At 68.2% G+C, this 25769-nt stretch carries 23 protein-coding genes; 6 read left to right on the top strand and 17 right to left on the bottom strand.

Translation table 11 applies throughout. The features are described 5' to 3' along the window. Nucleotides 1-39: 39 nt before the first annotated feature. Nucleotides 40-2673: an FHA domain-containing protein gene (locus CEX88_RS18095; protein ID WP_094294528.1), complete on the top strand. Its 2634-nt coding sequence runs from the start codon at nucleotides 40-42 to the stop codon at nucleotides 2671-2673. 27 nt (nucleotides 2674-2700) lie between these two features. On the opposite strand, the gene CEX88_RS18090 is transcribed toward CEX88_RS18095, so the two are convergent. The 6 genes from CEX88_RS18090 to CEX88_RS18065 all read right to left on the bottom strand — a co-directional run bounded on the left by CEX88_RS18090 (nucleotide 2701) and on the right by CEX88_RS18065 (nucleotide 8019). After that, nucleotides 2701-3264 (bottom strand): pentapeptide repeat-containing protein, encoded by a 564-nt coding sequence (locus CEX88_RS18090; protein WP_066849226.1) that lies wholly within the window; start codon nucleotides 3262-3264, stop codon nucleotides 2701-2703. A gap of 4 nt (nucleotides 3265-3268) precedes the next feature. Beyond that, nucleotides 3269-3871 (bottom strand): GTP-binding protein, encoded by a 603-nt coding sequence (locus CEX88_RS18085; RefSeq protein WP_094294527.1) that lies wholly within the window; start codon nucleotides 3869-3871, stop codon nucleotides 3269-3271. Next, the gene (locus tag CEX88_RS18080) at nucleotides 3852-4223 is read right to left on the bottom strand and encodes a DUF742 domain-containing protein (protein ID WP_066849229.1); all 372 of its coding nucleotides are present in this window, start codon (nucleotides 4221-4223) and stop codon (nucleotides 3852-3854) included. The genes CEX88_RS18085 and CEX88_RS18080 overlap by 20 nt, the downstream gene beginning before the upstream one ends. 7 nt (nucleotides 4224-4230) lie before the next feature. Beyond that, entirely contained in the window at nucleotides 4231-4650 is a 420-nt protein-coding gene (locus tag CEX88_RS18075) for a roadblock/LC7 domain-containing protein (RefSeq protein WP_094294526.1), read from the bottom strand. Further along, nucleotides 4647-7145: an ATP-binding protein gene (locus CEX88_RS18070; RefSeq protein ID WP_094294525.1), complete on the bottom strand. Its 2499-nt coding sequence runs from the start codon at nucleotides 7143-7145 to the stop codon at nucleotides 4647-4649. The genes CEX88_RS18075 and CEX88_RS18070 overlap by 4 nt, the downstream gene beginning before the upstream one ends. Before the next feature lie 268 nt (nucleotides 7146-7413). Then, the gene (locus CEX88_RS18065; RefSeq protein WP_094294524.1) at nucleotides 7414-8019 is read right to left on the bottom strand and encodes a class I SAM-dependent methyltransferase; all 606 of its coding nucleotides are present in this window, start codon (nucleotides 8017-8019) and stop codon (nucleotides 7414-7416) included. A gap of 50 nt (nucleotides 8020-8069) precedes the next feature. Here CEX88_RS18065 and CEX88_RS18060 point away from each other — a divergent pair, with 50 nt between their 5' ends. Continuing rightward, nucleotides 8070-8534 (top strand): tRNA (cytidine(34)-2'-O)-methyltransferase, encoded by a 465-nt coding sequence (locus tag CEX88_RS18060; protein ID WP_066849235.1) that lies wholly within the window; start codon nucleotides 8070-8072, stop codon nucleotides 8532-8534. Between the two features lie 3 nt (nucleotides 8535-8537). On the opposite strand, the gene CEX88_RS18055 is transcribed toward CEX88_RS18060, so the two are convergent. Next, nucleotides 8538-9185, bottom strand: coding sequence for a nitroreductase family protein (locus CEX88_RS18055; protein ID WP_068193755.1), 648 nt, complete (start codon nucleotides 9183-9185; stop codon nucleotides 8538-8540). A 22-nt stretch (nucleotides 9186-9207) separates the two neighbouring features. Between CEX88_RS18055 and CEX88_RS18050 the strand changes: the two genes are divergently transcribed. Further along, the gene (locus tag CEX88_RS18050) at nucleotides 9208-9624 is read left to right on the top strand and encodes a TIGR03667 family PPOX class F420-dependent oxidoreductase (RefSeq protein WP_094294523.1); all 417 of its coding nucleotides are present in this window, start codon (nucleotides 9208-9210) and stop codon (nucleotides 9622-9624) included. Here the strand turns inward: CEX88_RS18050 and CEX88_RS18045 are convergent. Both CEX88_RS18045 and CEX88_RS18040 read right to left on the bottom strand, forming a co-directional pair. Further along, on the bottom strand, nucleotides 9621-10763 hold the full coding sequence (locus CEX88_RS18045) for an MFS transporter (protein ID WP_094294522.1): 1143 nt from the start codon (nucleotides 10761-10763) through the stop codon (nucleotides 9621-9623). The two genes, CEX88_RS18050 and CEX88_RS18045, sit on opposite strands and share 4 nt — an antisense overlap. Nucleotides 10764-10780: 17 nt before the next feature. Next, nucleotides 10781-14077: an error-prone DNA polymerase gene (locus CEX88_RS18040; RefSeq protein ID WP_094294521.1), complete on the bottom strand. Its 3297-nt coding sequence runs from the start codon at nucleotides 14075-14077 to the stop codon at nucleotides 10781-10783. Nucleotides 14078-14333: 256 nt separating this feature from the next. Here CEX88_RS18040 and CEX88_RS18035 point away from each other — a divergent pair, with 256 nt between their 5' ends. Further along, nucleotides 14334-15818 (top strand): HNH endonuclease signature motif containing protein, encoded by a 1485-nt coding sequence (locus CEX88_RS18035; RefSeq protein ID WP_094294520.1) that lies wholly within the window; start codon nucleotides 14334-14336, stop codon nucleotides 15816-15818. Here CEX88_RS18035 and CEX88_RS18030 read toward each other — a convergent pair. Both CEX88_RS18030 and CEX88_RS18025 read right to left on the bottom strand, forming a co-directional pair. Beyond that, nucleotides 15815-16699, bottom strand: a complete 885-nt coding sequence (locus CEX88_RS18030; RefSeq protein WP_094294519.1) for a universal stress protein — start codon at nucleotides 16697-16699, stop codon at nucleotides 15815-15817. The genes CEX88_RS18035 and CEX88_RS18030 overlap by 4 nt on opposite strands. Nucleotides 16700-16756: 57 nt before the next feature. Then, complete coding sequence (locus CEX88_RS18025; RefSeq protein ID WP_066849259.1) at nucleotides 16757-17626, bottom strand: MaoC family dehydratase; 870 nt, start codon at nucleotides 17624-17626, stop codon at nucleotides 16757-16759. 55 nt (nucleotides 17627-17681) lie between these two features. Here CEX88_RS18025 and CEX88_RS18020 point away from each other — a divergent pair, with 55 nt between their 5' ends. Further along, nucleotides 17682-19676 (top strand): SDR family oxidoreductase, encoded by a 1995-nt coding sequence (locus CEX88_RS18020; protein ID WP_094294518.1) that lies wholly within the window; start codon nucleotides 17682-17684, stop codon nucleotides 19674-19676. A gap of 24 nt (nucleotides 19677-19700) precedes the next feature. After that, entirely contained in the window at nucleotides 19701-20741 is a 1041-nt protein-coding gene (locus CEX88_RS18015; RefSeq protein ID WP_094294517.1) for a nucleoside hydrolase, read from the top strand. Here CEX88_RS18015 and CEX88_RS18010 read toward each other — a convergent pair. From CEX88_RS18010 to CEX88_RS17985, 6 genes are all read right to left on the bottom strand, one after another. After that, complete coding sequence (locus CEX88_RS18010) at nucleotides 20738-20965, bottom strand: DUF6480 family protein (RefSeq protein ID WP_064394324.1); 228 nt, start codon at nucleotides 20963-20965, stop codon at nucleotides 20738-20740. The genes CEX88_RS18015 and CEX88_RS18010 overlap by 4 nt on opposite strands. Before the next feature lie 29 nt (nucleotides 20966-20994). Beyond that, complete coding sequence (locus CEX88_RS18005) at nucleotides 20995-22560, bottom strand: DNA polymerase Y family protein (RefSeq protein WP_202931557.1); 1566 nt, start codon at nucleotides 22558-22560, stop codon at nucleotides 20995-20997. Nucleotides 22561-22614: 54 nt separating this feature from the next. Further along, entirely contained in the window at nucleotides 22615-23298 is a 684-nt protein-coding gene (locus CEX88_RS18000; RefSeq protein WP_202931555.1) for a hypothetical protein, read from the bottom strand. 118 nt (nucleotides 23299-23416) lie between these two features. Further along, complete coding sequence (guaA, locus tag CEX88_RS17995) at nucleotides 23417-24976, bottom strand: glutamine-hydrolyzing GMP synthase (protein ID WP_094294515.1); 1560 nt, start codon at nucleotides 24974-24976, stop codon at nucleotides 23417-23419. A gap of 28 nt (nucleotides 24977-25004) precedes the next feature. Beyond that, complete coding sequence (locus CEX88_RS17990) at nucleotides 25005-25412, bottom strand: DUF2752 domain-containing protein (RefSeq protein WP_094294562.1); 408 nt, start codon at nucleotides 25410-25412, stop codon at nucleotides 25005-25007. Further along, nucleotides 25412-25738, bottom strand: a complete 327-nt coding sequence (locus tag CEX88_RS17985; protein ID WP_064394276.1) for a CD225/dispanin family protein — start codon at nucleotides 25736-25738, stop codon at nucleotides 25412-25414. The genes CEX88_RS17990 and CEX88_RS17985 overlap by 1 nt, the downstream gene beginning before the upstream one ends. Between the last annotated feature and the right edge of the window lie 31 nt (nucleotides 25739-25769).

The following is a 25769-nucleotide window of genomic DNA, read 5'->3' as shown; positions in this document are numbered from 1 at the left end:
GCACCGGGTCGCACATGCCTACCGTTAGAGTTGGCGACGATGAGCCGACCCGCCCCGCCCGCGCTGACCGTTCGGTACGACGGATCGACCCGAACCTTCGCGGCGGGCAATGACGTCGTCATTGGCCGCGATCTGCGCGCCGACGTTCGCATCGCCCATCCGTTGATCTCCCGTGCGCATCTGGTGTTGCGCTTTGACCAGGGCCGCTGGGTGGCGATCGACAACGGCAGCCTCAACGGGATGTTCGTCAACAACCGCAGAGTTTCCGCGGTCGACATCCACGACGGTCAGACGATCAACATCGGCAATCCCGACGGTCCGCGACTGACTTTCGAGATCGGCCGCCATCAGGGCGCGGTGGGCCGGACGCCGACCGTGGCGGTGCCGATCGCCAACCAGCGACCGACGGGCACCTACCCCACCGCGCCGCCGCCCCCGCCGGTTTCGGGTCCACACTCGGCTCCGCACCCCGCGCGGCCATACGGTCCGCCGCCGGGTCAGGCGCGTCCGCAACCGACCTACCCGAGTGCGCCTCCCCCGCCCCGTCATCCCAGCACGCCGCAGCCCGCGGCCTATACGAGCCCTCAACAGCCGGTGCGTCAGGTGATATCGTCCCCGGCGCTCGAGTCGGCGACGATGATGGGACCGACCGCGGCGCCGCGCTCCAGCGAGGGCAACCTCGCCACGAGCATGCTCAAGATCCTGCGGCCGGGAACCAGGCCGCCGGACAACGTCCCCGGCGCAGTCAAGATCGGTCGAGCCACCGACAACGACATCGTCGTACCCGACGTGCTGGCCTCGCGCCACCACGCCACCCTGGTGCCGACGGCGGCCGGTACCGAGATCATCGACAACCGCAGCATCAACGGCACGTTCGTCAACGGTGCACGCGTGGAGTCCGCGCTGCTTCGCGACGGTGACACGGTCACGATCGGCAACATCGACCTCGTCTTCTCCGGCGGCACGCTGGTCCGCCGCAGCGAGAGCGAGGCCGCGACCCGCACCGGCGGACTGGAAGTCCACGGCGTCACGTGGACGATCGAGAACAACAAAACGCTGCTGGACAACATCTCGATCGCCGCGCGGCCGGGAACGCTGACCGCGATCATCGGCCCGTCGGGCGCCGGTAAGTCGACGTTCGCCCGGTTGGTCGCCGGCTACACCCATCCGACGACGGGCACGGTGACCTTCGAGGGCCACAACGTGCACGCCGAATACGCGTCGCTGCGCTCGCGGATCGGGATGGTTCCCCAGGACGACGTCGTGCACGGTCAGCTGACCGTGCGTCAGGCGCTGATGTACGCGGCGGAACTGCGCCTGCCGCCGGACACCACGAAGGCCGACCGAGAACAGGTCGTCATGCAGGTGCTCGAGGAACTCGAGATGACCAACCATCTGGAGACCCGCGTCGACAAGCTCTCCGGCGGCCAGCGCAAGCGCGCTTCGGTTGCGCTCGAACTGTTGACCGGCCCGTCGCTGCTGATCCTCGACGAGCCGACCTCGGGTCTGGACCCCGCACTGGACCGCCAGGTGATGACGATGCTGCGGCAACTGGCCGACGCCGGGCGCGTCGTGCTGGTCGTCACGCACTCGCTGACCTATCTCGACGTCTGCGATCAGGTGCTGCTGCTGGCGCCCGGCGGAAAGACCGCGTTCTACGGCCCGCCCAGCCAGATCGGCCCGTCGATGGGCACCACCAACTGGGCCGACATCTTCAGCTCGGTGGCCAGCGACCCCAAGGCGGCCAACGAGCGCTTCCTGTCCCAGCACGGGCCTCCGCCACCACCACCGCCGACCGAGGAGCCGTCCGATCTGGGCAGCCCGACGAGCACGAGCGTGCGGCGGCAGTTCTCGACGATCGCGCGCCGACAGGTGCGACTGGTGGTATCCGACCGCGGCTACTTCGCGTTCCTGATGCTGCTGCCGTTCATCATGGGCGTGCTGTCGCTCTCGGTGCCCGGTGACGTCGGGTTCGGCGTGCCCGTGCCTGCGATGCAGGGCGGCGCGGCACCCAACGAGCCGGGCCAGATCCTGGTCATGCTCAACGTCGGCGCCATTTTCATGGGCACCGCGCTGACCATCCGGGCGCTGATCGGCGAACGGGCGATCTTCCGCCGCGAGCAGGCCGTCGGATTGTCAACGACCGCATACCTTTTGGCGAAGGTGTTCGTGTTCACCCTGTTCGCGGTCGTCCAGTCGGCGATCGTGACGGCGATCGCGATCATCGGCAAAGGTTGGGGTCCCGGTGCCGTCGACAGCGGTGCATTTATCGGCAACCGCAGCATCGAGCTGTTCGTCGACATCGCGGTGACGACGGTGGCCGCGGCGATGGTGGGCCTGGCGCTCTCGGCGTTGGCCAGGTCCAACGAACAGATCATGCCGCTACTGGTGGTGGCGATCATGTCCCAGCTGGTGTTCTCGGGCGGCATGATCCCCGTGACGGACCGGATCGTGCTCGACCAGATGTCCTGGTTCACCCCTGCCCGCTGGGGTTTCGCGGCTTCGGCCTCGACGATCGACCTGATCCGGTTGGTGCCCGGCCCATTGACGCCCAACGACCGACACTGGGAACACAGCGCGGGCACATGGCTGTTCGACATGGCCATGCTGGCGCTGATCTCCATCGGCTACACGGCGTTCGTGCGCTGGCGGATTCGGCTGAGCAGCGCTTAGCGCGCCGATATCCGTGCGTGATGGGGATCATTCCCCGTGGATGTTCAGGCCGTGCGCGGCGGCGAACGCAAGCGCTTGGTCGACGTCGATTTTCACGCCGGTGAGGCCGGCGGTGGTCCACAGTGACGGGTCGGTCCTCGCGCCGCGAAGGTCGGCCTCGTCTAGTCGCAGGTTCTGCACCCGCGCCCCGCTCAGATCCGCGCCGCGCAACACCGCCTTGCGCAGATCGGCGTCGACGAGGCCTGCCTCGCGCAACCGGCATCCGGTGAGATCCACACCCCGCAGATCACATCCGCCGAGGACGGCCAGTGTCAGGTCGACGTCGACCAGCGTCATCGGCCGAAGGCGGCTTCCGGTGAATACCGATCCGAGCATGCTGCACTGCCGGAATACGCTGTGGTGCAGGGTTGCTCGCTCGAACCGGCAGTTCCGAAACGCCGAACCGGCATGTTCGGATTCGGTGAGGTCGACGCCGCGGAAATCACATTCGTCGAACACCACGCGTTCGGTGCGTAGCCTGCTGAGGTCGTCGTCGCGGAAGTCGCGGCCGGTGTAGTGCTCGTCGCTCCACAGTGTTTCGTCGGGGCGCACTCGGTCAACCGGGCAGGGAGGTCAGGTTCGCCAGAGCGTATTCGGTGATCGCGATCAACGCCGCCTTGGCGGACTGCCGGTCTCGCGCGTCGACGGTGATCACCGGAACGTGCTCGCCAAGCGCCAACGCCTTGCGTACCGCGGCAGCGGGATGCCTTGGCGCGCTGTCGAACTGGTTGATCGCGACGAGGAAGGGCAGGTTGCGCGCCTCGAAGAAGTCGACTGCGGCGAAGCTGTCCTGTAGACGCCGCACGTCGACCAGGATGATGGCTCCGATCGCGCCGCGGACGAGGTCGTCCCACATGAACCAGAACCTGCGCTGACCGGGCGTGCCGAACAGGTACAACACCAGGTCATCGGCCAAGGTTATGCGACCGAAGTCCATCGCCACCGTCGTCGTGTCCTTCTGGGGCGTGGCTTCGAGTCCGTCGACGCCCGCCGAGGCGGTGGTCACCAAGGCCTCGGTCCGCAGCGGCATGATCTCGGAGACCGCGCCGACGAACGTCGTCTTCCCGGCGCCGAAGCCACCCGAGATGACGATCTTGGAAGAAGCCGGCTGGCCCGAGGGTTTCGGTGCTCGGCGCTCCTCAAAGTGCCTTGAGGCCACGCAGTGTCCTTCCTATCAACTCACGTCTTTCGTCGATGTCGGTCGACTCGCCCAGGGTGCTGCCGACCGCCACATAACCCTGCGTCACGAGATCCCCGATGAGCACCCGCGCCACGCCGAGCGGCAACGATAACTTCACAGCGATCTCGGTAACCGACGGGCGGTCGACGCATATCGCCACGATCTGCCCGCGCACGTCGTTACCCGGCCAGCGCGGCGGCTTGGCCGAGTCGACCGTCTCGATCGGCGCTTCCATCGGCAGCGAGATGCGGGAGTCGGTACGGCCCGCGGTCAGGATGTACGGCCGGACCAGGCTCGGCTCGGCCGCGACGTCGCCCTCCCACTGGTCCATCGGCCGCTCACGAATGTTGGGGTGCGCGCCGTCGCGCCGACTGGGCGACGGTGCCCACCCGCTCGACCAATACCGCCATCTCGTAACCGATCTGGCCGATGTCGCAGTTCCGTGCCGCCAGGGTCGCCAGGTTCGAGCCGTCGCCGACGCGCATCAACAGCAGGTAGCCGTTCTCCATCTCGACCACCGACTGCAGCACGTGGCCACCGTCGAAGAGTTGCGCTGCACCCGTGGACAGGCTGGCCAGTCCGGACGCCACGGCCGCGAGTTGGTCGGCCCGCTCGGTCGGGATGTGCTCACTGGCCGCTATCAGCAGCCCGTCGGCGGACACCAGCACCGCGTGCGTCACCCCCGACACTTCGCGGGCGAATTTGGAGACCAGCCAGTCGAGCGAGTCGCGCTGCGTCGAACGGGCCGGGTACGTCATTCGGTATCGGTTCCTCTGGTCTCTCGTGCGTGCGAGCGGCCGGCGTGCACCCCGCCGAAGTGGCTGCTGATGCTGGCGCGAACGGCGTCAGGATCGCGTTGCGAGGCTTCCGGTTGCGCGCCGAACTCAGCCGCCGATGCTACCTCGCCGGTCTGTGCGGCGCCCGGCACGAGGCGGGCACCCGGGGTGCGCACCGGAAGCCCGTCGTCGGTGACTTCGGTGACCGGGGCCTCGTCGGCGGCGGCTGCGGCCGACCAGCCGTGGTCCCAGACCGATTCCCAGTTCAGGTCCTCGCTGTTGGCGAGTTCGGTCGGGTCGACCAGCCACTCCGAGAGCATGCTCTGGTAGATCGAGTCGTCGGCATCGGCCGTTTCCGCCGCTTGGGTCCGCGCCGCGAAGAAGCTCGAGGTGTCCGTCGGCCGGCCGGCCGGTTCCGGCTCCCCGACTTCTTCATCCGGGGTTGCCGCGATACCGCTGGCGCCGGGGTTGCGCTGCGGCAGGACCCCAATCGGCGCATCAGAGTGGCCATTGGCGTGCCTCGGCTCGTCGAGCGCCAGCGCCGTCGCGATCCCCGAGTGGGCGTCGGCGGGCGTGGCGTACTCGGGCTCGCTGAACTGGTGCGGCTCCCCGGGTCGCCTCAACAACTCGCTCGGCACGTACACACCCGCGGTGGTGCCCGAATCCGGCTCGCCACCGATCGTGGACCGCAACCGGACCACCAGCCCGTGCTGCGCGGCGAGGCGACCCACGACGAACAACCCCATGTGCCGCGCGGTGTAGGGGTCGACCTGTCCGCCCGACTGCAGACGGGAGTTGGCCACCCGCAGATCCGACTCGGTCATCCCGAGCCCGATGTCACTCACCTCGATGACCAGTCCGCCGTTGGCGGTGTGCACGGCTGACACCCGCACCTGTGAGATCGGCGGCGAGTAGCGCAGCGCGTTGTCGAGCAGTTCGGCGAGCAGGTGGACCAGGTCACCGGCGACGGCGCCGACGACCTCACTGTCGGGAACGGTCGCGGTGACGACCCGGGTGTAGTCCTCGACCTCGGAGGCCGCGGCGTTGATCACCGCGGAGACCGGAACCGGCTCGGCCTGCTCGCGAGGAACCCTCGCGCCGGACAGCACCAGAAGGTTCGCGCCGTTACGTCGCATCCGGGCGGCCAGATGGTCCAGCCGGAACAGGCTCTCGAGCCGCTCGGGGTCCTCCTCGTTGCGCTCCAGCCGGTCGATCAACGCCAACTGCTGGTCCACCAGCGAGCGGCTGCGCCGTGAGAGCGTCTCGAACATGTCCCCGATCTGCAGCTGCAACCGCGACTGTTCGGCGGCGAGGAAGACGGCCTGCTCGTGAAGTTCATCCACGGCATGGGCTACCTGGCCCACCTCCTCGGTCGTGTGCACCGGGATCGGGGTGATCTGCGAGGCGTCACCACCGGCACGCACCCGCTCGATTTCTGCGCCGAGGTCTTCGTGGGCGACCTTGAGCGCGCTGTCGCGCAGACGCCGCAGCGGTCGCACCAGCGTGCGCGCCACCAGGACCACGATGATCAGCGCGACCAGCATCGCCACACCGACGATGACCGCATCGCGGATCAAGGTGGTGCGCTGAGCGTCGGCTCGATCCCGCACGGCCGACGTGACCGCCCCGGTGGTCCGCTCGATGATCTGGGACGCGATCTGATCGGTTGCGGCCACCGACCCCAGCAGTTCGGGGTTGTTGACCAGCGGCACCGCCGGGTCGGTCATCAGCGCCATCCGCTTGACGAACTCGGCCTGCAGCGTCTTGGCCTCGGGCGATCCCACCCCGAGCACCTGGCTCATGCCGAACAATGTCGACGGCTCGGTGCCGGCAAGTGCGATCACCGCGGTCCGCAACTCGGGCTCTGGCAACTCGGCACCGCGGGTGAGCGCGAGCGTCTGCATCGTCATCTGGCCGCGCGCCCCGATCGCCCGGGCCAGCCCGACGGTCTCCGCGCGGATGCGTTCGTCGTCGACGCGGACCGAGCCGGTCACCGCATCCTCGGCGGGCAGAAGCAGCAGCGCGTAGGCCTGAATGCTGTCGCGCAGTCCGACGCTGTTCGAGGTGACCCTGTCCATCAGCGCCTGACCGTCGTCGATCATGGTGGTGACGCCCTGGCGGACGTCCGGGGCCACGTCGGTGGCCTCCACCCGGAGCTGGAGTTCACGACGGCTGCTGTCGAATCGGCTCAGGGCGGCCTGCATGTCACCGTCGGCCGAGGTGGCCAGCATCGCCGCTTCCAACGCCTCCATGTAGCGCTCGATCGCGGGCACCATTTCGGCGCGTTCGGCGGCGCGGCGTAGATCGGCCTCCGCGGTCACGTCGCCGTGGATGCGCAGGCCGGCGAACGTTGCGGCCACGATCAACGGCACCAGGACGATAGCGAGCACTTTCCACCGGACCGGCCAGTTGGACAAGGCCCACCGCGACGGCCGTTTGACCGGTGGCTCGGGTTCGCGCGGGGAGAACACGCTCATCGGCGCAGGCCCGTTCGCAGGGCCGGCGGCTTCATCGTCAGCGATGGCGCGTCATTCATGAGACTTCCCACTGATTTTCTACTGATCTGCCCACCCCGGCGGGCCTGTTCCGGCCCTGGCAATTGGACGAGTATGCCAGCGATGTGCGGCCGAATCCACCATTCTTACTGAACAGACAGAGTTCAAAACCGCAGGTGAAAAGCGGTGTGAGGATACCGAGCAAATACCGGGACCCGATCGTGATGTGAACCCCGGCAGCAGCGCCCGCCTACGCCGGGCGAAGGATCGCGACGAGGAAGTCGGAGTCGTCGGCGAACGGCCGCACATCCCACGTCGACAACAGCAGATCCGGCGCGAGACTGGCGTTCGAGGCGTCGTCGAAGAAGTCGGCGAACGCGTAGTCGCGACCGGCGCCGAAGCCGATCACCACCCGCCCGTCGTCCTTGAGATGGGCGCGCAGCCGGGTGAGCACCTCGCCACGGGTGCTCGGCGCCAGGAACGTCATGACGTTGCCCGCCGACAGGATGACGTCGAATTTCTCGGTGATGCCCCGTGCGGGCAGGTCGAGTTCGGCGAGGTCGCCGACGAGCCACTGTGGGCCCGGATGGTCCTGTTCGGCCGCCTCGATCAGCGCGGGGTCGACGTCGACGCCGACGACGCGGTGACCGGCGGCGGCGAGGTAGCCACCCAGGCGGCCGGGTCCGCATCCCGCATCGAGGATGTGGGCGCCGCGCGGAGCCATCGCGTCGATCAGGCGCGCCTCACCCGCCAGGTCGTCACCGGCCCGCGCCATGGCGCGGAATCGCTCGATATACCAGTGGGAATGGCCGGGGTCGGCCGCCACCTTCTGCATCCAGAGGCTCTTCGCGACCATGCGAGCATTATCCCTTCGCCCCGAAAGCGCTCTCCACCCAGAGGTGCCAGTTGTTCAGATTGATGTTCTACTCACCGCGCATCGCGCCCAACACGGGTAACGCGATCCGGATGGTGGCGGGCACCGGCTGCGAACTGCACCTGGTGGAACCGTTGGGCTTCGACCTGTCCGAGCCGAAGTTGCGGCGGGCCGGCCTGGACTATCACGACCTGGCGTCGGTGACCGTCCATCCCGATCTGGCCGCGGCATGGTCCGCGATGGCGCCCGAGCGGGTCTATGCGTTCACCGCCCACGCGACGACGTCGTTCACCGACATCGAGTACCGGCCGGGTGACGTGCTGATGTTCGGTCCCGAACCCTCCGGCCTCGACGAGGCGACGCTGGCCGACCCGCACATCACCGCGCAGGTGCGGATTCCGATGCTGGCCGGAAGGCGCTCGCTGAACCTGTCGAACGCGGCGGCCGTCGCGGTGTACGAGGCGTGGCGCCAGCACGGATTCAGCGGCGCGACCTGAGCATCACCAGGAGTTGAAGTGCGCGATCTGCTCGACGGGCAGGCGCTTGGCCGGGCGGAAGTCGGTGCCCTTGGTGTAAGCGATCGGGAACAGCCCGCCTTGGCTGTACTGGTCGTGCGGGATGCCCAGGACGTCGGCGGCCTGCTTCTCGCCCTCACCCAACAGGTGCAGCGTCGTCCACGCCGAGCCCAGACCGCGCGTGCGCAACGCCAGCATGTAGCTCCACGCGGCGGGCAACAGTGAACCCCAGAAGCTGGCGCTGACGGCGCCGGGCACACCGTCGCATCGTCCCTCGAGGCACGGGATCAGCAGCCAGGGCGCCTTTTCCATGTTCTCGGCGAGGTATTCGGCCGACGACACCACGGCCTGGCGCCGCTCCCCGCGGCTGTCGCCCTCGGCGTATTCGGGTTCGGGCATCGTGCGGTACAACTTCCAGCTGTTGCGATAAATCTCGGCGAGCGCCGTCTTCTTCTCGGCGTCGTCGACGAACACCCACTGCCACGCTTGACTGTTCGATCCGGTCGGCGCCTGGATGGCGAGCTCGAGGCACTCCAGCAACACCTCACGCGGCACCGGCTTCTCGAAATCGAGCCGCTTGCGCACCGAACGGGTGGTGGTGAGGACTTCGTCGGCGGAGAGGTTCAAGGTCATTTTTCGAGACTACATTCGCTTCATGGCAGTCAAATTCACCCAGGAAGTCATCGACCGGCTCTCGTCGGACAAGCACGGCTGGTTGACCACGGTGGCCAAGTCCGGACAACCCGTCCCGAGATTGGTGTGGTTCTACTTCGACGGGACTGACGTGCTCGTCTACACCGAACCGAGTGCCGCGAAAGTCAGGCATATACGGGCGCATCCACGGGTCAGCCTCAATCTGGACTCCGATGGAAACGGCAGCGGGATCATCGTCGTCGGCGGACCCGCGACCGTCGATGCCGAGGGCGCGAATCCGCTGCACGACGAGCGGTATCGCGCGAAATACGACGAGTTGGCGGCCAGCCTCGGTTTCAGCGACGAGTTTCTCGCCGCCTACGACACGCGGCTGAGGATCAGCGTCGACAAGGTCTGGACCACGCCCACCGAGGGTTAGCGCGCTGCGGGCACCGGCGCTGTTTTCACGGGCCGCACCGCAAGCGCACACAGGCCGACCGCGGCGATCGCCAGGAACGCGGCCCGTCCACCGGCCAGGTCGATGAGCGCACCGGCCACGGGCGCCCCCAGGGCTTGTCCGGCCGCGAGCGTGAAGAACGACAGGCCGACCCCGGATGAGGTGCTGTCGGGATAGAGGCGGGCGCTCCACAGCAGGGCCAAACCCGTCAACGCGATGTAGGCCCCGCCGAACAGCGTGGCGGCCGCGATCATGACGCCGAGGTTCCACGGGGCGGCCGCCAGCAGCGCCGTCGCCGAGGCCATCGCGACGGTCGCGCCCACCCAGGCCCACTGCAGTCCGATCCGCTGCACCACATCACCGGCGAGCGCCCCGGCGATGCCCGCCGCGCCGATGACGATCCACAGCAACGACGAGCGGGTGGCGTCCGCCCCGCCGACGGTGGTGATCAGGTCGCGGCCGAAGGTCCACACCGCGACGCTGCCGACGCCCGTCAGCAAGGATGCCAGCAGCAAGCCGAAAGTGCCTGTGCGCCAGAGCGGATCGACCCGTTTCGCGGCGCGCTGCGAGTTGGCCGGCACGGCGAGGAACACCCAGACGGTCACCGCCGCCGAGACCAACGCGTACACCACCCACGCCGCGCGCCAGTGGCTCAGCAACAGCAGCGCGATCGGTGCCGACAGCACCACACCGATGCCCGTTCCGCCGTTGACCACGGTCTGCGCACGGTCCGCCGTGGCCGGCGGCACGTGTTGGGCGACCGCGGCGGCCAGCGGCGGCGAGACGATGCCGGTGCTACAGCCGGCGACCAGCACACCTACTGCGAGCACCCACGCCGAGGGCGCGAGCGCGATGATGGAGATCCCCAGCGTGGCAACGACTCCGGCGGTGACCGCGACCCGTCGCGGGCCGATGCGGTCGGTCAGCAGCAGGCTGGCGGTGATCGCCGCGCAGTAGCCGATGTAGCTGCCCGCACCGATCACGCCGGCGATGGTGGGGCTCAGGCGGAAGGTCTCGCCGAACACCGGGCCGAACAGTCCGTAGGAGAACCGCCCGAAGCCGTAGCAGCAGGCGATCAGTGCGGTGCCCGCACCGACGGGGAGGTAGACGGGTCGCCGCACCGCTCAACCGTAGCGGGCTAGCGGAAGTCGCGAGACTTCGAGCCGATCGCCAAGGTGAGCTTGCCCATCCGCTCGGCGACGACGGTGACGGCGCCGGTCGCGTTCTGCACCTGACCGCGGATCAGCAGTGCCGGAGCCGTTTGCGCCAGCTTGCGGTGTCGCGCCCACACCCCGCGCGAGCAGATGACGTTGACCATTCCGGTCTCGTCCTCGAGGTTGAGGAAGGTGGCCCCTTGTGCGGTCGCCGGCCGCTGCCGGTGCGTCACCGCCCCGGCCACCAGCACGCGGGTGCCGTCCGGCACGTCGAGCAGGCTTCCCGCCGGGATGACACCGAGGTCGTCGAGATCTTCTCGGAGGAACTGCGTCGGATAACTGTCCGGTGAGACACCGGTCGCCCACACGTCGGAGGCAGCCAACTCGAGTTCGGTCATACCCGGCAGCGAGGGAATGTGCGACGAGGCGCCCACACCCGGCAGCCGGTCGGCTCGTTGGCTGGCGGCCGCGCCCGCCGCCCACAACCCTTCGCGTCGGGCGATGTCGAAGCAGCTCAGGGCCCCGGCGGTGGCCAGCGCCTCGGTCTGCGGCACGGACAGCTGCACTCGCTGCGTCAGATCCAACAGGGAAGTGAACGCGCCGTTGGTCTTTCGCTCCTCGACGAGCTGCTCGGCCAGTTCGTCGCCGATGTGCCGAACCGCCCCCAGGCCCAATCTGACCGCGTTCCCGGCGTCTTCCAAAGTCGCGTGCGCCAGGCTGGCGTTGACGTCCGGTCCGCGCACGGTGACACCGTGCCGGCGGGCGTCGGCCACCAGGGTCTGCGGTGAGTAGAAGCCCATTGGCTGCGCGCGCAGCAGCGCGGCGCAGAACGCGGCGGGGTGATGCAGTTTGAACCACGAGGAGTAAAACACCAGCGACGCGAAGCTGAGCGAATGACTTTCGGGGAAACCGAAGTTCGCGAAGGCCTCCAGTTTCTCGTAGATGCGGTCGGCGACTTCGCCGGTGATGCCGTGGCGCTGGCGCATACCGTCGTAGAACCTGCTCCGCAGTCGGCGCATCCGTTCGGTCGACCGCTTGGATCCCATCGCGCGGCGCAGCTGGTCGGACTCGGCGGCGGTGAAACCCGCGCAGTCCACCGCCAGCTGCATGAGCTGTTCCTGGAACAGCGGCACCCCCAGCGTCTTGTGCAACGCCGGCTCCATCGACGGGTGGTCGTAGGTGACGGGCTCTTCGCCGTTGCGACGCTTGATGTACGGATGCACCGACCCGCCCTGGATGGGACCGGGCCGGATCAGCGCCACCTCGACGACCAGGTCGTAGAACACGCGAGGCTTGAGCCGCGGCAGGGTGGCCATCTGGGCGCGCGACTCCACCTGGAACACCCCGACGGAGTCCGCTTTCTGCAGCATCTCGTACACGGCGGGCTCGGACAGGTCCAGTTTCGCCAGGTCGACGTCGATACCCTTGTGCTCGCGCACCAGGTCGATGCAATAGTGCAGCGCCGAGAGCATGCCGAGGCCAAGCATGTCGAACTTCACCAAACCTATTGCCGCGCAATCGTCTTTGTCCCACTGCAGGACGCTGCGGTTCTCCATCCGCGCCCATTCGACCGGGCACACGTCGGCGATGGGCCGATCGCAGATGACCATGCCGCCGGAGTGGATGCCCATGTGGCGGGGCAGGTTGGAGATCTGCTTGGCCAGATCGATGACCTGCTCGGGAATGTCTTCAGTGTGCGGCGCCTCGGCGAGGTTGCCCCACTGGCCGAGCTGCTTGCTCCAGGCGTCCTGCTGACCTTGCGAGAAGCCCAGTGCGCGGGCCATGTCGCGTACCGCGCTGCGACCCCGGTAGGTGATGACGTTGGCGACCTGCGCGGCGTAGTCGCGGCCGTAGCGGTCGTAGACGTACTGAATAGCCTTCTCCCGCAGGTCCGATTCGATATCGATGTCGATGTCGGGTGGGCCGTCGCGCGCCGGGGACAGGAAGCGTTCGAACAGCAATTCGTTGGCGACCGGGTCCACGTTGGTGACGCCGAGCGCGTAGCAGACCGCGGAATTGGCCGCCGATCCCCTGCCCTGGGCCAGGATGCCGTTCTCCCTGCAGAACCGGGTGATGTCGTGGACCACCAGGAAGTACCCGGGAAAGGTCAGCTGCTCAATGACTTTCAGCTCATGTTCGATCTGCGCGTATGCGCGCGGCGCCCGTTGCGGTGGGCCGTATCTCCGGTGCGCGCCCTCCATCACCAGATGACGCAGCCAGCTGTCCTCGGTGTGGCCGTCGGGGACGTCGAACGGCGGTAACTGCGGTGCGATCAGCGCAAGTCCGAACGCGCACTGCTCACCGAGGTCGGCCGCGGCCGTCACCACCTCAGGCCGGTCGGCGAACAGCCGGGCCATCTCCTCACCCGACCGCAGATGCGAACCGCCCAGCGGGGCAAGGTAACCGGCGGCCTCGTCCATCGAATGCCGGGCGCGGATCGCCCCCATCGCCATGGCCAGCCGACCCCGTGACGGTTCGGCGAAATGTGCGGCGGTGGTGGCGACCACGCTCAGACCGAACCGGGGCGCGAGCTCGGCGAGGGCGGCGTTGCGTTCGTCGTCGCAGGGGTGCCCGTGGTGGGTGAGCTCGACGCTGACCCGGTCGCGGCCGAAGCGGTCAACCAGGTCAGCCAGCGCGGTGGCGGCGGCCTGCGGACCGCCTTTTGAAAGCGCCTGTCGGACATGTCCTTTACGGCAGCCGGTGAGGATGTGCCAGTGTCCGCCTGCGGCCTCGGTCAGCGCGTCGTAGTCGTAGTGCAGCTTGCCCTTCTCACCGCCGGCCAGGTGCGCCTTGGCGAGTTCGCGTGACAACCGCCGGTAGCCCTCGGGACCGCGCGCGAGCACCAGCAAGTGCGGGCCGGGCGGATCGGGGTCTTCGGTCCGGTTGCCCCCGCCGAGGGACAGTTCGGCGCCGAAGACCGTCGACATCTCCAGTTCTCTGGCGGCTTCGGCGAAGCGCACCACGCCGTAGAGGCCGTCGTGGTCGGTCAGCGCGATCGCCCGCAGGTCCAGTCGGGCCGCCTCCTCGACCAGTTCCTCCGGCGTGCTGGCGCCGTCGAGGAAGCTGTAAGCCGAATGCGCGTGCAGTTCGGCGTAGGGAACCGTCGACGTGGGTCGCTCGACGTCGAGTGGCTGGTACTCCCCTCGCCTACTGGACCAGGCCGGGCTGTCGCCGCCGTCGCCGATCTGCTCGTCGATGGGCCAAGCGCCGGCGCGACGCGGTTTGCCGTTGAGCACCCGCTCCATCTCCACCCAGCTCGGCGGTCCGGTATGCCAGCCCATGGTTGCAGTGTATCGAACTTGTGTTCGAACAGCTGCCTTCGTTCGATACCGCGTTGACTCATCAGAAATGCGCGCGTACGCCTAGCGGATCGGGTTGACGTTGGCGCAGCGCGCCCGGTTACGTGAGGCAACGAATCCACCTACGCGCAAGTCTTGCGAGCGCGCGTTATCCCCAAGACCAGATTCATCCACAGGTTGGGCGACGGAGTGCGCCGGCGGCCGATCCGCGTCTGCCCCCGTGGCTAAATTCGCTAGTATGTTCGAACAGCTGGTCCAAGCGGCCGACGGCACTAGCGGTGCCGGAGCGGCCGGTGCGTGGGCGCGCATCGAGAACGCCGCCTGCGCGCGCCGGCTCTCGGCGGCGGCCGATGTGTTGGATCGGATGTACGCCGCCGACGGCTCGGCCGAGCGCGACCAATGGATCCTGGACAACTACGCTGCCGTCGCCGCCGAGATCGCCCCAACCCAGCATCTGTCGCTGGGATTAGCCGCGTCCCAGCTGGCGATCGCGGTCGCCCTGCGTGACCGCTTCCCCGGCGTCAACGCGGTGTTCATGACCGGCGCCATCTCGTACCGCGAGGTCGCCGCAATCGTGTCGCGTACCCGTTTGGTCCAAGACGGCGACGCGCTGGCTGGAGTCGACGCCGCAATCGCCGGGAACGTCGAGGAGTGGACGACGCTGTCGTTGATGAAGTTGCACACCAAGATCGACTACTGGGTCGACCGCTTCGATCCCGCTGCGGTGCGCCGCGCCGAAAACAGCTCGCGCAGCCGCTACGTCGACGTCAGGGACAGCGGCAACGGCACGGGTGTTGCCTACATCGAGGCGACGGTTTACGCCCACGACGGCGAGTTGATCGACCAACGCCTCGATGCTTTCGCCGCGACGGTGTGCGAAAACGATCCCCGCACTCAAGAGCAGCGCCGCGGCGACGCTCTGGCCGCGGCGGTCAGCGGCGCCAAAGCGCTGCCGTGTGCGTGCGGTTCGAACGAGTGCCCCGCCGCGGGTCTCACAGCCAGCAATGTGGTGGTGCACGTCGTGGCGAGCGAGGACACGCTAAATGATGAGACCCCAGCCGAATTGGACGGGGATAAGCCAGTCGAGGCGGTCGAGCCCGACGATCCCACGCTGCTCGGTCCTGCCGCGACGGGGCCGGGCTACGTGATGGGTCGCCGACTGGTGCCGGCACCGATCGTGGCCGCCAAGCTGGCCGTCGCCAGGCGTCGACCCGTGAGACATCCCGGGGATGCGCCTCCGGAGAAGCGGCGTATTCCCTCGGCGGCACTGGCATGGTTCGTCCGCTGCCGCGATCTAACCTGTCGTTTCCCGAACTGCGACAAGCCGGCCACCCAGTGCGACATCGACCACACCATCCCCCATCCACGGGGTGCCACACAGGCGTCAAACCTCAAATGCCTGTGCCGAACTCATCATCTCTGTAAGACGTTCCTAGGATGGCGGGACCGACAGCATCCGGACGGCACCGTGGATTGGCTCTCACCCACCGGGCAGAAGTACACGACCCATCCCGGCAGCAGGCTGCTGTTCCCGTCGCTGTGCCGGCCGACCGCCCCCGCGGTCGTCGACCCCAGCGTCGACCTACTCGACGACGCGGTTCGGTGCTTGAAGATGCCCCGCCGCAAGCGAACCCGCGAGCAGAGCCGCATTGCGGCCATCGAAGCGGAGCGTCAGCGCAACCAGCCCTACGCCGACGAGCGCAACAAGCCACCACCGTTCTAGGGCAAGTCGTCGGGGCCGAGTTGTTCACGCGGCACCACCACCATGGGGACATCGAGCACCCGCAACATCTTGGCTGCCTTCGATCCGAGGAACAGTCGCCGTGGCGCGCTGAGCCGGCTCGACCCGACCATGATCAGGTCTCCGTCTTGCCAGTCCAGCTTGCCAACCGCCTCCTCGATCGTCCGACCTTCTACGATCATCGAGGTCACCGGGAAATCCTGCGGCAGCTCGGATTTCGCCAACTCAAGGACGTGGCGCGCATGAGCGAGACCATGCTCCCGTACCGCGTCACCGTCACCGCGCAGCGTCCCGAACGTGGGGTCCAGGGCCACCAGGGAAACCAGACGCAGCGGCGCGCCCGCCACCCGACTGTATTGAACAGCGATGTCCAACAACACATCTGCGCCTTCGCGCTCGCCAATCGCACATGTCACTTCGCGTGTGCGGTCGACGGGCGAATGCCTCGTACCCCGGGGTGCCACGGCCACCGGTAGCGGAGCCGAGTGCAACAGCGCGTTGACCGTCGATCCCAGGGAGTAGCTGGCGACGAGGCCACCCGATCCGCCGACGACGATCATGTCGGCCTCGACGCGCGCCGCTTCCTGGATCAGCGCATCAGCGGGCGAGTCGTCGACGCGGACGTGGCTGCGCACGATGATGTCGTCGGGCACCGAGGCGCGAGCCTCCTCCAACCACTGTTCGGCCTGCGCGACGAGGTGCTTCTCGAAGTCGCCGACCGGCTTGATCGACGGCGTCACCCGGTCCGGCGGCAGCACCATGCACAGGTCGAGGTCGGCGCCGAGCGTTCGGGCGAACCGCACGCCGAGCGCCAGCGCATCCGCGCCGCCGGGCGTGGCCAGATATCCAACGACGAGCCTCATGGTCGGTCATCCTTTCAATCTGAAGCGGCGCACGCCCGTGGATCGACCAAATGCGCGTCAGTCGCGATACTCGGCAGCACCGTCCTCGAGAACGAGCCGCGAGTTCGACCCGTCGGGTTCGGCCGCCTCCGTGCGGAACACCGCGCGACCAGCCTCGGTCCGCCAGATCGAGGTGGTCAGCGTCTCCCCCGGGAACACCGGCGAAGTGAACCGGGCGTCGATCGCGCTGACCTTCGTCGCGTCGCCGCCACCGAGTTCAGCGACCAGCGCCCGACCCGCCACGCCGTAGCTGCACAGTCCGTGCAGGATCGGCTTCGGGAACCCGGCGAGTTCCCGCGCAAACCACGGATCGCTGTGCAGCGGGTTGCGATCACCCGACAACCTGTAGATCAACGCTTGATCTTCGCGCGTGGGCAAGGCAATTCGTGCGTCGGGCTCGCGGTCGGGTATCTCCGGAGCGGCGGGCCGCTGCCCCGGTTGCCCACCGAAGCCGCCCTCACCGCGGATGACGGCGGTGGTGAAGGTCTCAGCGACGACGTTCGACGTGTCGGGGTCGGTACCCGTCGCCTTGAGCATGACGATCCCGTTCTTGCCCTCACCCTTGTCCTGGATGTCGGCGACCTCGGCTACGACGCTGAGCTTGCCCGCCGGTTTCAGCGGTTCGTGCAGCCGGATCCCCTGCGACCCGTGCAGCAGCATCGCGAAGTTGAACGAGCCGACCAGGCCGACCGCCGCGAACGGCAGGCAGGCGATCACCGCATAGGTCGGCAGCACCTGTTGTTCGATGCCGTGACTGTTCTCGGTGGTGAATGCCAGATCAGCGGTGCCCGCGCCGACGCCCAGCGCGTACAGCAACGTGTCGCGGTCGGTCCATTCGAACAGATGCGGGTCGGTCTTGGCGCCGATGGCGTTGGGGTCGAGAGGCATACCTCGAACGATATCCGCATTGACGTCTCGCCCGCGGGGGTCCACGATTGCTCGCATGCGCTATGTCGTTACCGGCGGTACCGGGTTTATCGGCCGACGGGTCGTGACGCGGTTGTTGGCCCACAGCAGCGACGCCGAGGTGCTGGTGCTCGTCAGACGCACTTCGCTGTCGCGGTTCGAGCGATTGGCCACGACCTGGAGTGAACGCGTGAAACCCCTGATCGGCGACCTCGGCGAACCGCACCTTGGACTCACGCCCAACGACGTCACCGACATCGGCTCCGTCGATCACGTCGTGCACTGCGGCGCGGTCTACGACATCACCGCCTCCGACGCCGATCAACGTGCGGCCAACGTCGACGGCACCCGCACGGTGGTCGACCTGACCTTGCGGCTCGACGCGACGCTGCACCATGTGTCGTCGATCGCGGTCGCAGGCACGTTCCGCGGCGAGTTCACCGAGGACGACTTCGACGTCGGCCAGGACCTGCCCACGCCGTATCACCGCACCAAGTTCGAGGCCGAGCAGATTGTCCGCACAACCCCCGGTTTGCGGTACCGCGTGTACCGGCCTGCCGTCGTCGTGGGCGATTCGAACACCGGCGAGATGGACAAGGTCGACGGCCCGTACTACCTCTTCCCGGTGCTCGCGAAATTGGCCAAGCTACCGTCGATCGCGCCGATCGCCCTGCCCGAGGCCGGCCGCACCAACCTCGTCCCGGTCGACTACGTGGCCGACGCGCTCGTCGCGCTGGTGCACCTGCCCGACCGAGACGACGAGACGTTCCATCTGACCGCACCGAAATCCGTTGGATTGCACGGAATCTACCGTGGTGTGGCGAAGACGGCAGGGCTTCCGCCGCTGCGGGCGTCCCTGCCCCGCTCCACCGCGACACCGTTCCTGAGGGCCTCCGGCCGCGCCAAGGTGATCCGCAATATGGCGCTCACCCAGATCGGCCTGTCCGCCGAGATCCTCGACGTAGTCGGGCTGATGCCGACGTTCACTGCCGACCGCGCCTCGGAAGCGTTGCGCGGCACGGGAATCACGGTTCCCGACTTCGCCGACTACGCGCCTGCCCTGTGGCGCTACTGGGCCGAACATCTTGATCCCGACCGGGCGCGTCGCGACCATCCCCGCGGCCCGCTGGTCGGCAGGCACGTGATCGTCACCGGCGCATCGAGCGGGATCGGCCGGGCTTCGTCCCTGGCGATCGCCGAACGTGGCGCGACAGTATTCGCGTTGGCGCGCAACGCCGATGCCCTCGACGACCTCGTGGCCGAAATCCGGGCCGACGGCGGTCAGGCGCATGCGTTCACCTGCGACGTCACCGACTCGACATCGGTAGAGAGCACCGTCAAGGACATCCTGGGCCGGTTCGGCCACGTCGATTACTTGGTGAACAACGCGGGCCGATCGATTCGCCGCTCGGTGATCGCCTCCACCGACCGCCTGCACGACTATGAGCGGGTGATGGCCGTCAACTACTTCGGCGCGGTGCGGATGGTCCTTGCGCTGCTCCCGCATTGGCGTGAGCGGCGATTCGGCCACGTCGTCAACGTGTCCAGCGCCGGTGTGCAGGCGCGCAACCCGAAATACAGTTCCTACCTTCCGACGAAGGCCGCGCTCGACGCGTTCGCCGATGTTGTCGCGACCGAGACGCTGTCCGACCACATCACATTCACCACCATCCATATGCCGTTGGTGCGTACGCCGATGATCGTGCCGTCGCGCCGGCTCAATCCGGTTCCGGCCATCAGCGACGAGCACGCCGCGGCGATGGTGGTGCGCGCGCTGATCGACAAGCCGGCCAGGATCGACACCCCGCTGGGCACGCTCGCCGACTTCGGCAACTACTTCACGCCGAAACTCTCGCGGCGGATCCTTCACCAGCTCTACCTCGGGTATCCGGATTCGGCTGCGGCCCGCGGCGTGCCGACAGCCCCGTCGGCCTCGCTCACCACGCGTCGCCCGAAGCGACCCGTCCGCACCGTGCGAGTTCCGCGGCCGGTGAAGTCCGCGGTGCGCCTGGTACCGGGTGTGCACTGGTAACCGCCTGTCCCTATCGTTGGCCAGGTGAAACAGCCAGTCTTCGTCGACGTCGACACCGGCGTTGACGACGCGATGGCGTTGGCATACCTGTTCGCCAGTGACGACGCCGAGGTGGTCGGTATCGCATCGACAGCGGGAAATGTTCCGGTACAACAGGTTTGTCGCAACAACCTCGGTCTGTTGGACATGTGCAGGATGCCGGACATCCCCGTGTCGAAAGGGTCCGAGCAGCCCGTCAGCTCGCCGCTGCGCACCGCAGAGGACACCCACGGTCCTGAGGGGATGGGGTACGCGCAGTTACCCGCCTCCGAGCGCCGGCTCACCGAGTACGACGCTGCCGAGGCGTGGGTGCGTGCCGCTCACGCCCATCCCGGCGATCTGATCGCGATCGCCGTCGGCCCACTGACCAATCTCGCGCTGGCGCTTCGCGCCGAACCCGCCCTTCCCACGCTGCTGCGCCGGCTGGTCATCATGGGCGGCGCGTTCGACTACCGCGGTAACACGACCCCGGTCGCCGAATGGAACATCAGCGTGGACCCGGAAGCCGCCGCCGAGGTGTTCACCGAGTGGACGGCCGCGTGGGGAGCCGAGAAACCCTCGCACCTCCCAATCGTGTTGGGGCTGAACCTGACCGAACACATCGCGATGACACCCGCCCTGTTGAACCGGCTCGCGGAGGAGGCCGGAGCGGAGTCGGTGGCGATGAGCGTGTCCGACGACCGCGGCACCCGGTCGGCGTCGGACAACCCGCTGATCGCGGTGCTGGAGGACGCGATGCGGTTCTACTTCGAGTTCCATTTCGACCAGGGCGAGGGTTATCTGGCGCATCTGCACGACCCGCTGGCCGCGGCGGTGGCGCTGGACCCCGACCTCGTCACCTACCGGCCGACCACCGTCGACGTCGAGTTGACGGGCACACTGACCCGCGGCATGACCATCGCCGACTGGAGCAACCGGTGGGGCCGGGAACCCAACGCGCTCATCGGTGTTGACGTCGACCCGGGAGCGTTCTTCGACCGGTTCATCGCCCGCGTCGGCGCGCTCGCGCGAGCGCTGAACGGTTAGAGGATCACCGAGACCACGACCGCCAGGAACAACAGCAGAAAGATCGCGAGCGCGATGACGCTGACGACGGCTGTCGGTGTCCACCGGTGCCGCGGCCGGGACTCGACGGCGCCCACACCGGAGATCTGGTCGGAGTCGGGCGGCGTCGACCCCGGCGGCACTCCGCCACCGGGTTCGAGGTCCGGCGTGTTGGACGGTTCTGGGTCGGGCGGTATGGCGGTCATCGACGCACGGGTACCCCATCGCGCGGTCGTCATTCATAAATCCCTTCGACGTACCACCGTCGCTGCCGGTAGCACAGCAGCAAGGCCTGCCCCGGTCGGGCTTCGCGTGAGGACTCGTCGTCGAGCAACACCTGTGCGCGGGCGGTGCGGCCGGCTTTGCGGCCTTCCGGATCCCACCATCGTTCGTCGACCGGCCATGGTCCTGCCCACCAGGTCAATCTGCCCGCCTTGACGGCCTTGCCCGGCGCGTCCAACCGCGCGGGATCGGTGGAGAACAGGCCACGAGCGGTCACCCGCACCGGACGGCCGTCGGCGTCGAACAACTCGACCGGATCGTCGAGCAGCACGGTCGGCGACGGTTCGGGCAGCTGGCCCGGCCACGGCTGACACGGATCGGCCCGCGGCACCTGCTCATCCCCCAGCGGGGTGAACGTGATGCGCTCGGCAGGGCCTCGACCGCCGCTGAGCACCGGGACCTGCACCGCCTCCGGCCCCAGCAGACCCTGCACGCGCACCAGCGCACGACGGGCGCGCAGTCGATCCTCTTCACCCACTCCGCCCCACAGTGGCAGCTGCAGCGCCTCGGCCGACACCACCTCCACCGGGCGCAACCGGATCACCGTGATGGGCGCGGTGGGCCGGTCGTTGGGGTTGCGCCTGTTCAGCCAGCCGTCAAGCTGCCAGCGCACCCGGTCGGCGGTGGCATCCTCGGTCAGCGGTTCGGCACAACGCCAAACTCGTTCCAGCTCTTCACCATTGGCGGTGCGGGCATGGATGGCCAGTCGGGTGCATCCCACACCGGACGCGGCCAGGGTGCGGTGCAGGTCGGCGGCCAGCGACCGTCCGGCGAAAGCGGCGGCGTCCACCCGGTCGATCGGCGGATCGCAGTCCATGACGGCGTCGAGGTCGGGATCGGGATCCCGGCCTGACGGACCACGGGTGGGCTCGCCGCAGGCGAATTGGTGCGCGGCCACCGCGTCGGCCCCGAACCGCGAGGCCACATCGCTGCGGGACAGCGCGGCGAACTGTCCGATGTTGCGAATCCCCATGCGCCACAGCAGGTCCGCCAGGTCTTCCCGGCCGGGGGCGGCCAGGCTGGGCTCGGTGGCCAACTGGCGGATCGACAGCGCCGACAGGAACAGCGCATCCTGTCCGGGCTCGACGATCCGCCCCGCCCGCGCGGCGAAGACCGCAGTGGGCAACTGGTCGGCGACTCCCACCTGACATTCGGCGCCGGCGGCGGCCACCGCGTCGACCAACCGCTCAGCGGCGGCCTGTTCGGACCCGAAGTAGCGGGCCGCGCCCCGGACCGGCAGCACCAGCAGGCCCGGCCGCAACACTTCGGCACGTGGTACCAAGTCGTCCACCGCGATCGTGACGTTTTCGAAGTGGCGGGCATCGCGCGCCGGATCGGCGGTGACCACATGCAGTTCCGGGCACCGGGCTTGGGCTTCCCGGCGACGCAGCCCGCGTCGCACTCCCGCCGATCGGGCCGATGCCGAACAGGCGATGACCCGGTTGGCCAGCGTCACCGCGATCGGGGCGGTCGGCGGCAGGTCGGCTGCGGCCGCCGCGGCGACGGCCGGCCAGTCCATGCACCAGATGGCCAGAACGCGCGACCGTGACGAGTCGCGGGAAGAGCGGGCCACTCATCCGCCTACCGCGCGGACGGAACCGAACGACCGCCCCCATGCCCGGGTGGCCAGCCGGACCCGGCCGATGCGGCCGAAGCCCGGTCGCCCCTGCCCGGTGATCTCATAGCCGCATACCGAGGCCTCCAACCGGGCCGACGCACCCTGCCAGTCGCCACCGGTGACCAGCAGCGTGCAGCCCTTCTGGCGGGCCCGGGCCACCACTGCCCGCGCGCGGGTGGCCGGCACCGACCGCCCGCCCAGGCCGAGCACCACCAGATCCATACCGTCCATCAGCACGGCCGCGACCTCGACCGGATCGGCGCCCGGTTCGGGGATGACTGCGATCCGGCTCAGGTCGGCGCCCATCTCCACGGCCGCCAGCAGACCGACGTCGGGTTGGCCGACGATCGCGGCGTGCCCACCCTCCGCCGTCACCGCCGCGACCATGCTCAGCGGCAGCGACCTGGCCCCCGAGACCACCGCCACCGTCCCGCGCGGCAACGACGCCGGAAGCAGCCCGTCCAGCGATTCGGGCATCGGCAGCAAAGTTTCCGAGTCCGGAAGCGGCTCGCTCGTCGACGCCGCTCCACGACGGCTGCCGCCCACCTTGCTGGACACCGCCGCAATCTTGCGACGCAGGTGTTCCACCTGTTCAGCGCGGGTAAGCTGACGCTGATCCAGGCTCACGGCGGCTGTCACAACAGCACCTCTCGCATCGTCTGTCTCACTGGTTTTTCGAACATTTGTTCGATATAGCGAGTAAACACCCACCCACCGACAGCGTCAAGCGGTTCAGGCGGTCTTCAGAAGGGGAGAACTACTCCCACTCGATGGTGCCGGGCGGCTTGCTCGTCACGTCCAGCACCACCCGGTTGACCTCCGCCACCTCGTTGGTGATGCGGGTCGAGATACGTTCGAGGACTTCGTACGGCACGCGCGTCCAGTCGGCGGTCATCGCGTCCTCGCTGGAGACCGGGCGCAGCACGATCGGATGCCCATAGGTCCGGCCATCACCTTGCACACCCACCGAACGGATGTCGGCGAGCAGGACGACGGGGCACTGCCAGATCTGGTTGTCGAGCCCGGCGGAGGTCAGTTCCTCGCGCGCGATCGCATCGGCGCGACGCAGCGTCTCCAGCCGTGCGGCAGTGACCTCGCCGACGATCCGGATACCCAGCCCCGGCCCCGGAAAAGGCTGACGCGCAACGATTTCCTCGGGCAGACCGAGCTCGCGGCCCACCGCCCGGACCTCGTCTTTGAACAGCAACCGCAACGGCTCGACGAGCTTGAACTTCAGGTCGTCGGGCAGGCCTCCCACGTTGTGGTGGCTCTTGATGTTCGCGGTACCCGAACCTCCGCCGGACTCGACGACGTCGGGATACAACGTGCCCTGCACCAGGAAATCGACATCTGGACCGCCGCCCTCGACAAGCCCCCGCACAGCCCCTTCGAAAGCCCGGATGAACTCCCGTCCGATGATCTTGCGCTTGCCTTCGGGATTCGTCACGCCGGACAACGCCTCGAGGAACCGGTCGGCGACGTCGACGGTGACCAGGTTGGCGTGCGTGGCGGCGACGAAGTCGCGCTGCACCTGGGCCCGCTCCCCCGCCCGCAGCAAGCCGTGGTCGACGAACACACAGGTCAACCGGTCCCCGACGGCGCGTTGCACAAGCGCCGCGGCGACCGCGGAGTCCACGCCACCTGACAGCCCGCAGATCGCCCGCCCCTCACCGATCTGCTCGCGGACCTGCTCGACGAGCGCGTCGGCGATGTTGGCAGGCGTCCATGTCGAGTCGATCCCCGCGAACTCGTGCAGGAAGCGGCTTAGCACCTGCTGGCCGTGCGGGGTGTGCATCACCTCCGGGTGGTACTGCACACCCGCCAGCCGGCGGCCGCGATGCTCGAACGCCGCGACCGGCGCACCGCTGCTGGCGGCCACCACCTCGAAGCCGTCGGGCGCCTCGGTGACCGCGTCGCCGTGACTCATCCATACCGGCTGGGTAGCCGGCAGGTCCGAATGAAGCTCTCCCCCAGTGACTTTCAGCTCCGTACGGCCGTATTCACGGGTTCCCGTCCGCGCGACGGTACCGCCGAGCACCTGCGCCATCGCCTGAAACCCGTAGCAGATTCCGAACACCGGAACGTCGAGGTCGAACAGCTCCGCGTTCAGTTGCGGGGCGCCGTCCTCGTAGACACTCGCAGGCCCTCCGGAGAGCACGATGGCCTGAGGGTCGCGCGCCTTGATCTCCTCGACGCTGGCGGTGTGCGGGATCACCTCGGAATACACCCGCGCCTCGCGGACCCGTCGGGCGATCAGCTGCGCATACTGCGCCCCGAAATCGACAACCAGTACGGGTCGGGGAGATCCTGATGTCACCCGGTCAGTCTAGTTGGCCGCGAGGACGTCAGACGTGCAGCGCGGTGAACGGCTCAAACGGCAAGTTGCGCATGACGAACCACGCCGCGGTCAGCACCACCGCCACCGGCGCCGACCACCGCAGGTGCTGCCAACTGCGCACCCGTCTGCCCGCCAGAGACCCGTAGACCCAGGTCCCGTATGCCCACAGCAGGAACACCAACGCGAGCACGCCGAGTGCGTTGAACCGGACCGCCGCGGCGACGTCGAGGTGCAGCAGTGAGTAGATCATCCGCAGGCTCCCGCACCCGGGGCAGTCGATGCCGAGCAGCGCCTTGGTCGGGCAGACGGGCAGTAGCCCGCCGGACACGGTCGGATCCGCCAACCAGATCGCCGCGCACCCGCCCACCGCGGCGGTGGCGACCGCCAGCGGCGCGGTGAGCGAGTGCACGTGGATCACATGTAAGCCAGTCCGCCGCCCGCCAGGCCGATGACGAGATAGATGACGATGACGATGACACCCGCAATCGCACCCCAGATCGCCCACTTCTTGGCATCGTCGGACGCCTTCTGCGCCTGCGCGTACTGACCCTGGCTCCACAGGCCGGACACCTTGGCGGCGTTGATGATCGACACGATGCCAAACGGCAAGCAGCACAACACCGTAACCAGGATTCCCCATACGAGGTTGCTGTCGGGCTGCTGCGCTGGGTAACCACCCCCGGGAGGCGGACCATAACCCTGCGGCGGTGGTGGCGGCGGAGGCTGAGGCGGATAGGTCATGGGGGTCCCTTTTCTCGAGTAGCACCCTGTC

It is taken from the genome of Mycobacterium neumannii (genome assembly GCF_002245615.1).
Classification (GTDB): domain Bacteria; phylum Actinomycetota; class Actinomycetes; order Mycobacteriales; family Mycobacteriaceae; genus Mycobacterium; species Mycobacterium neumannii_A.
This window is presented reverse-complemented; position numbering and strand designations above follow the sequence as displayed.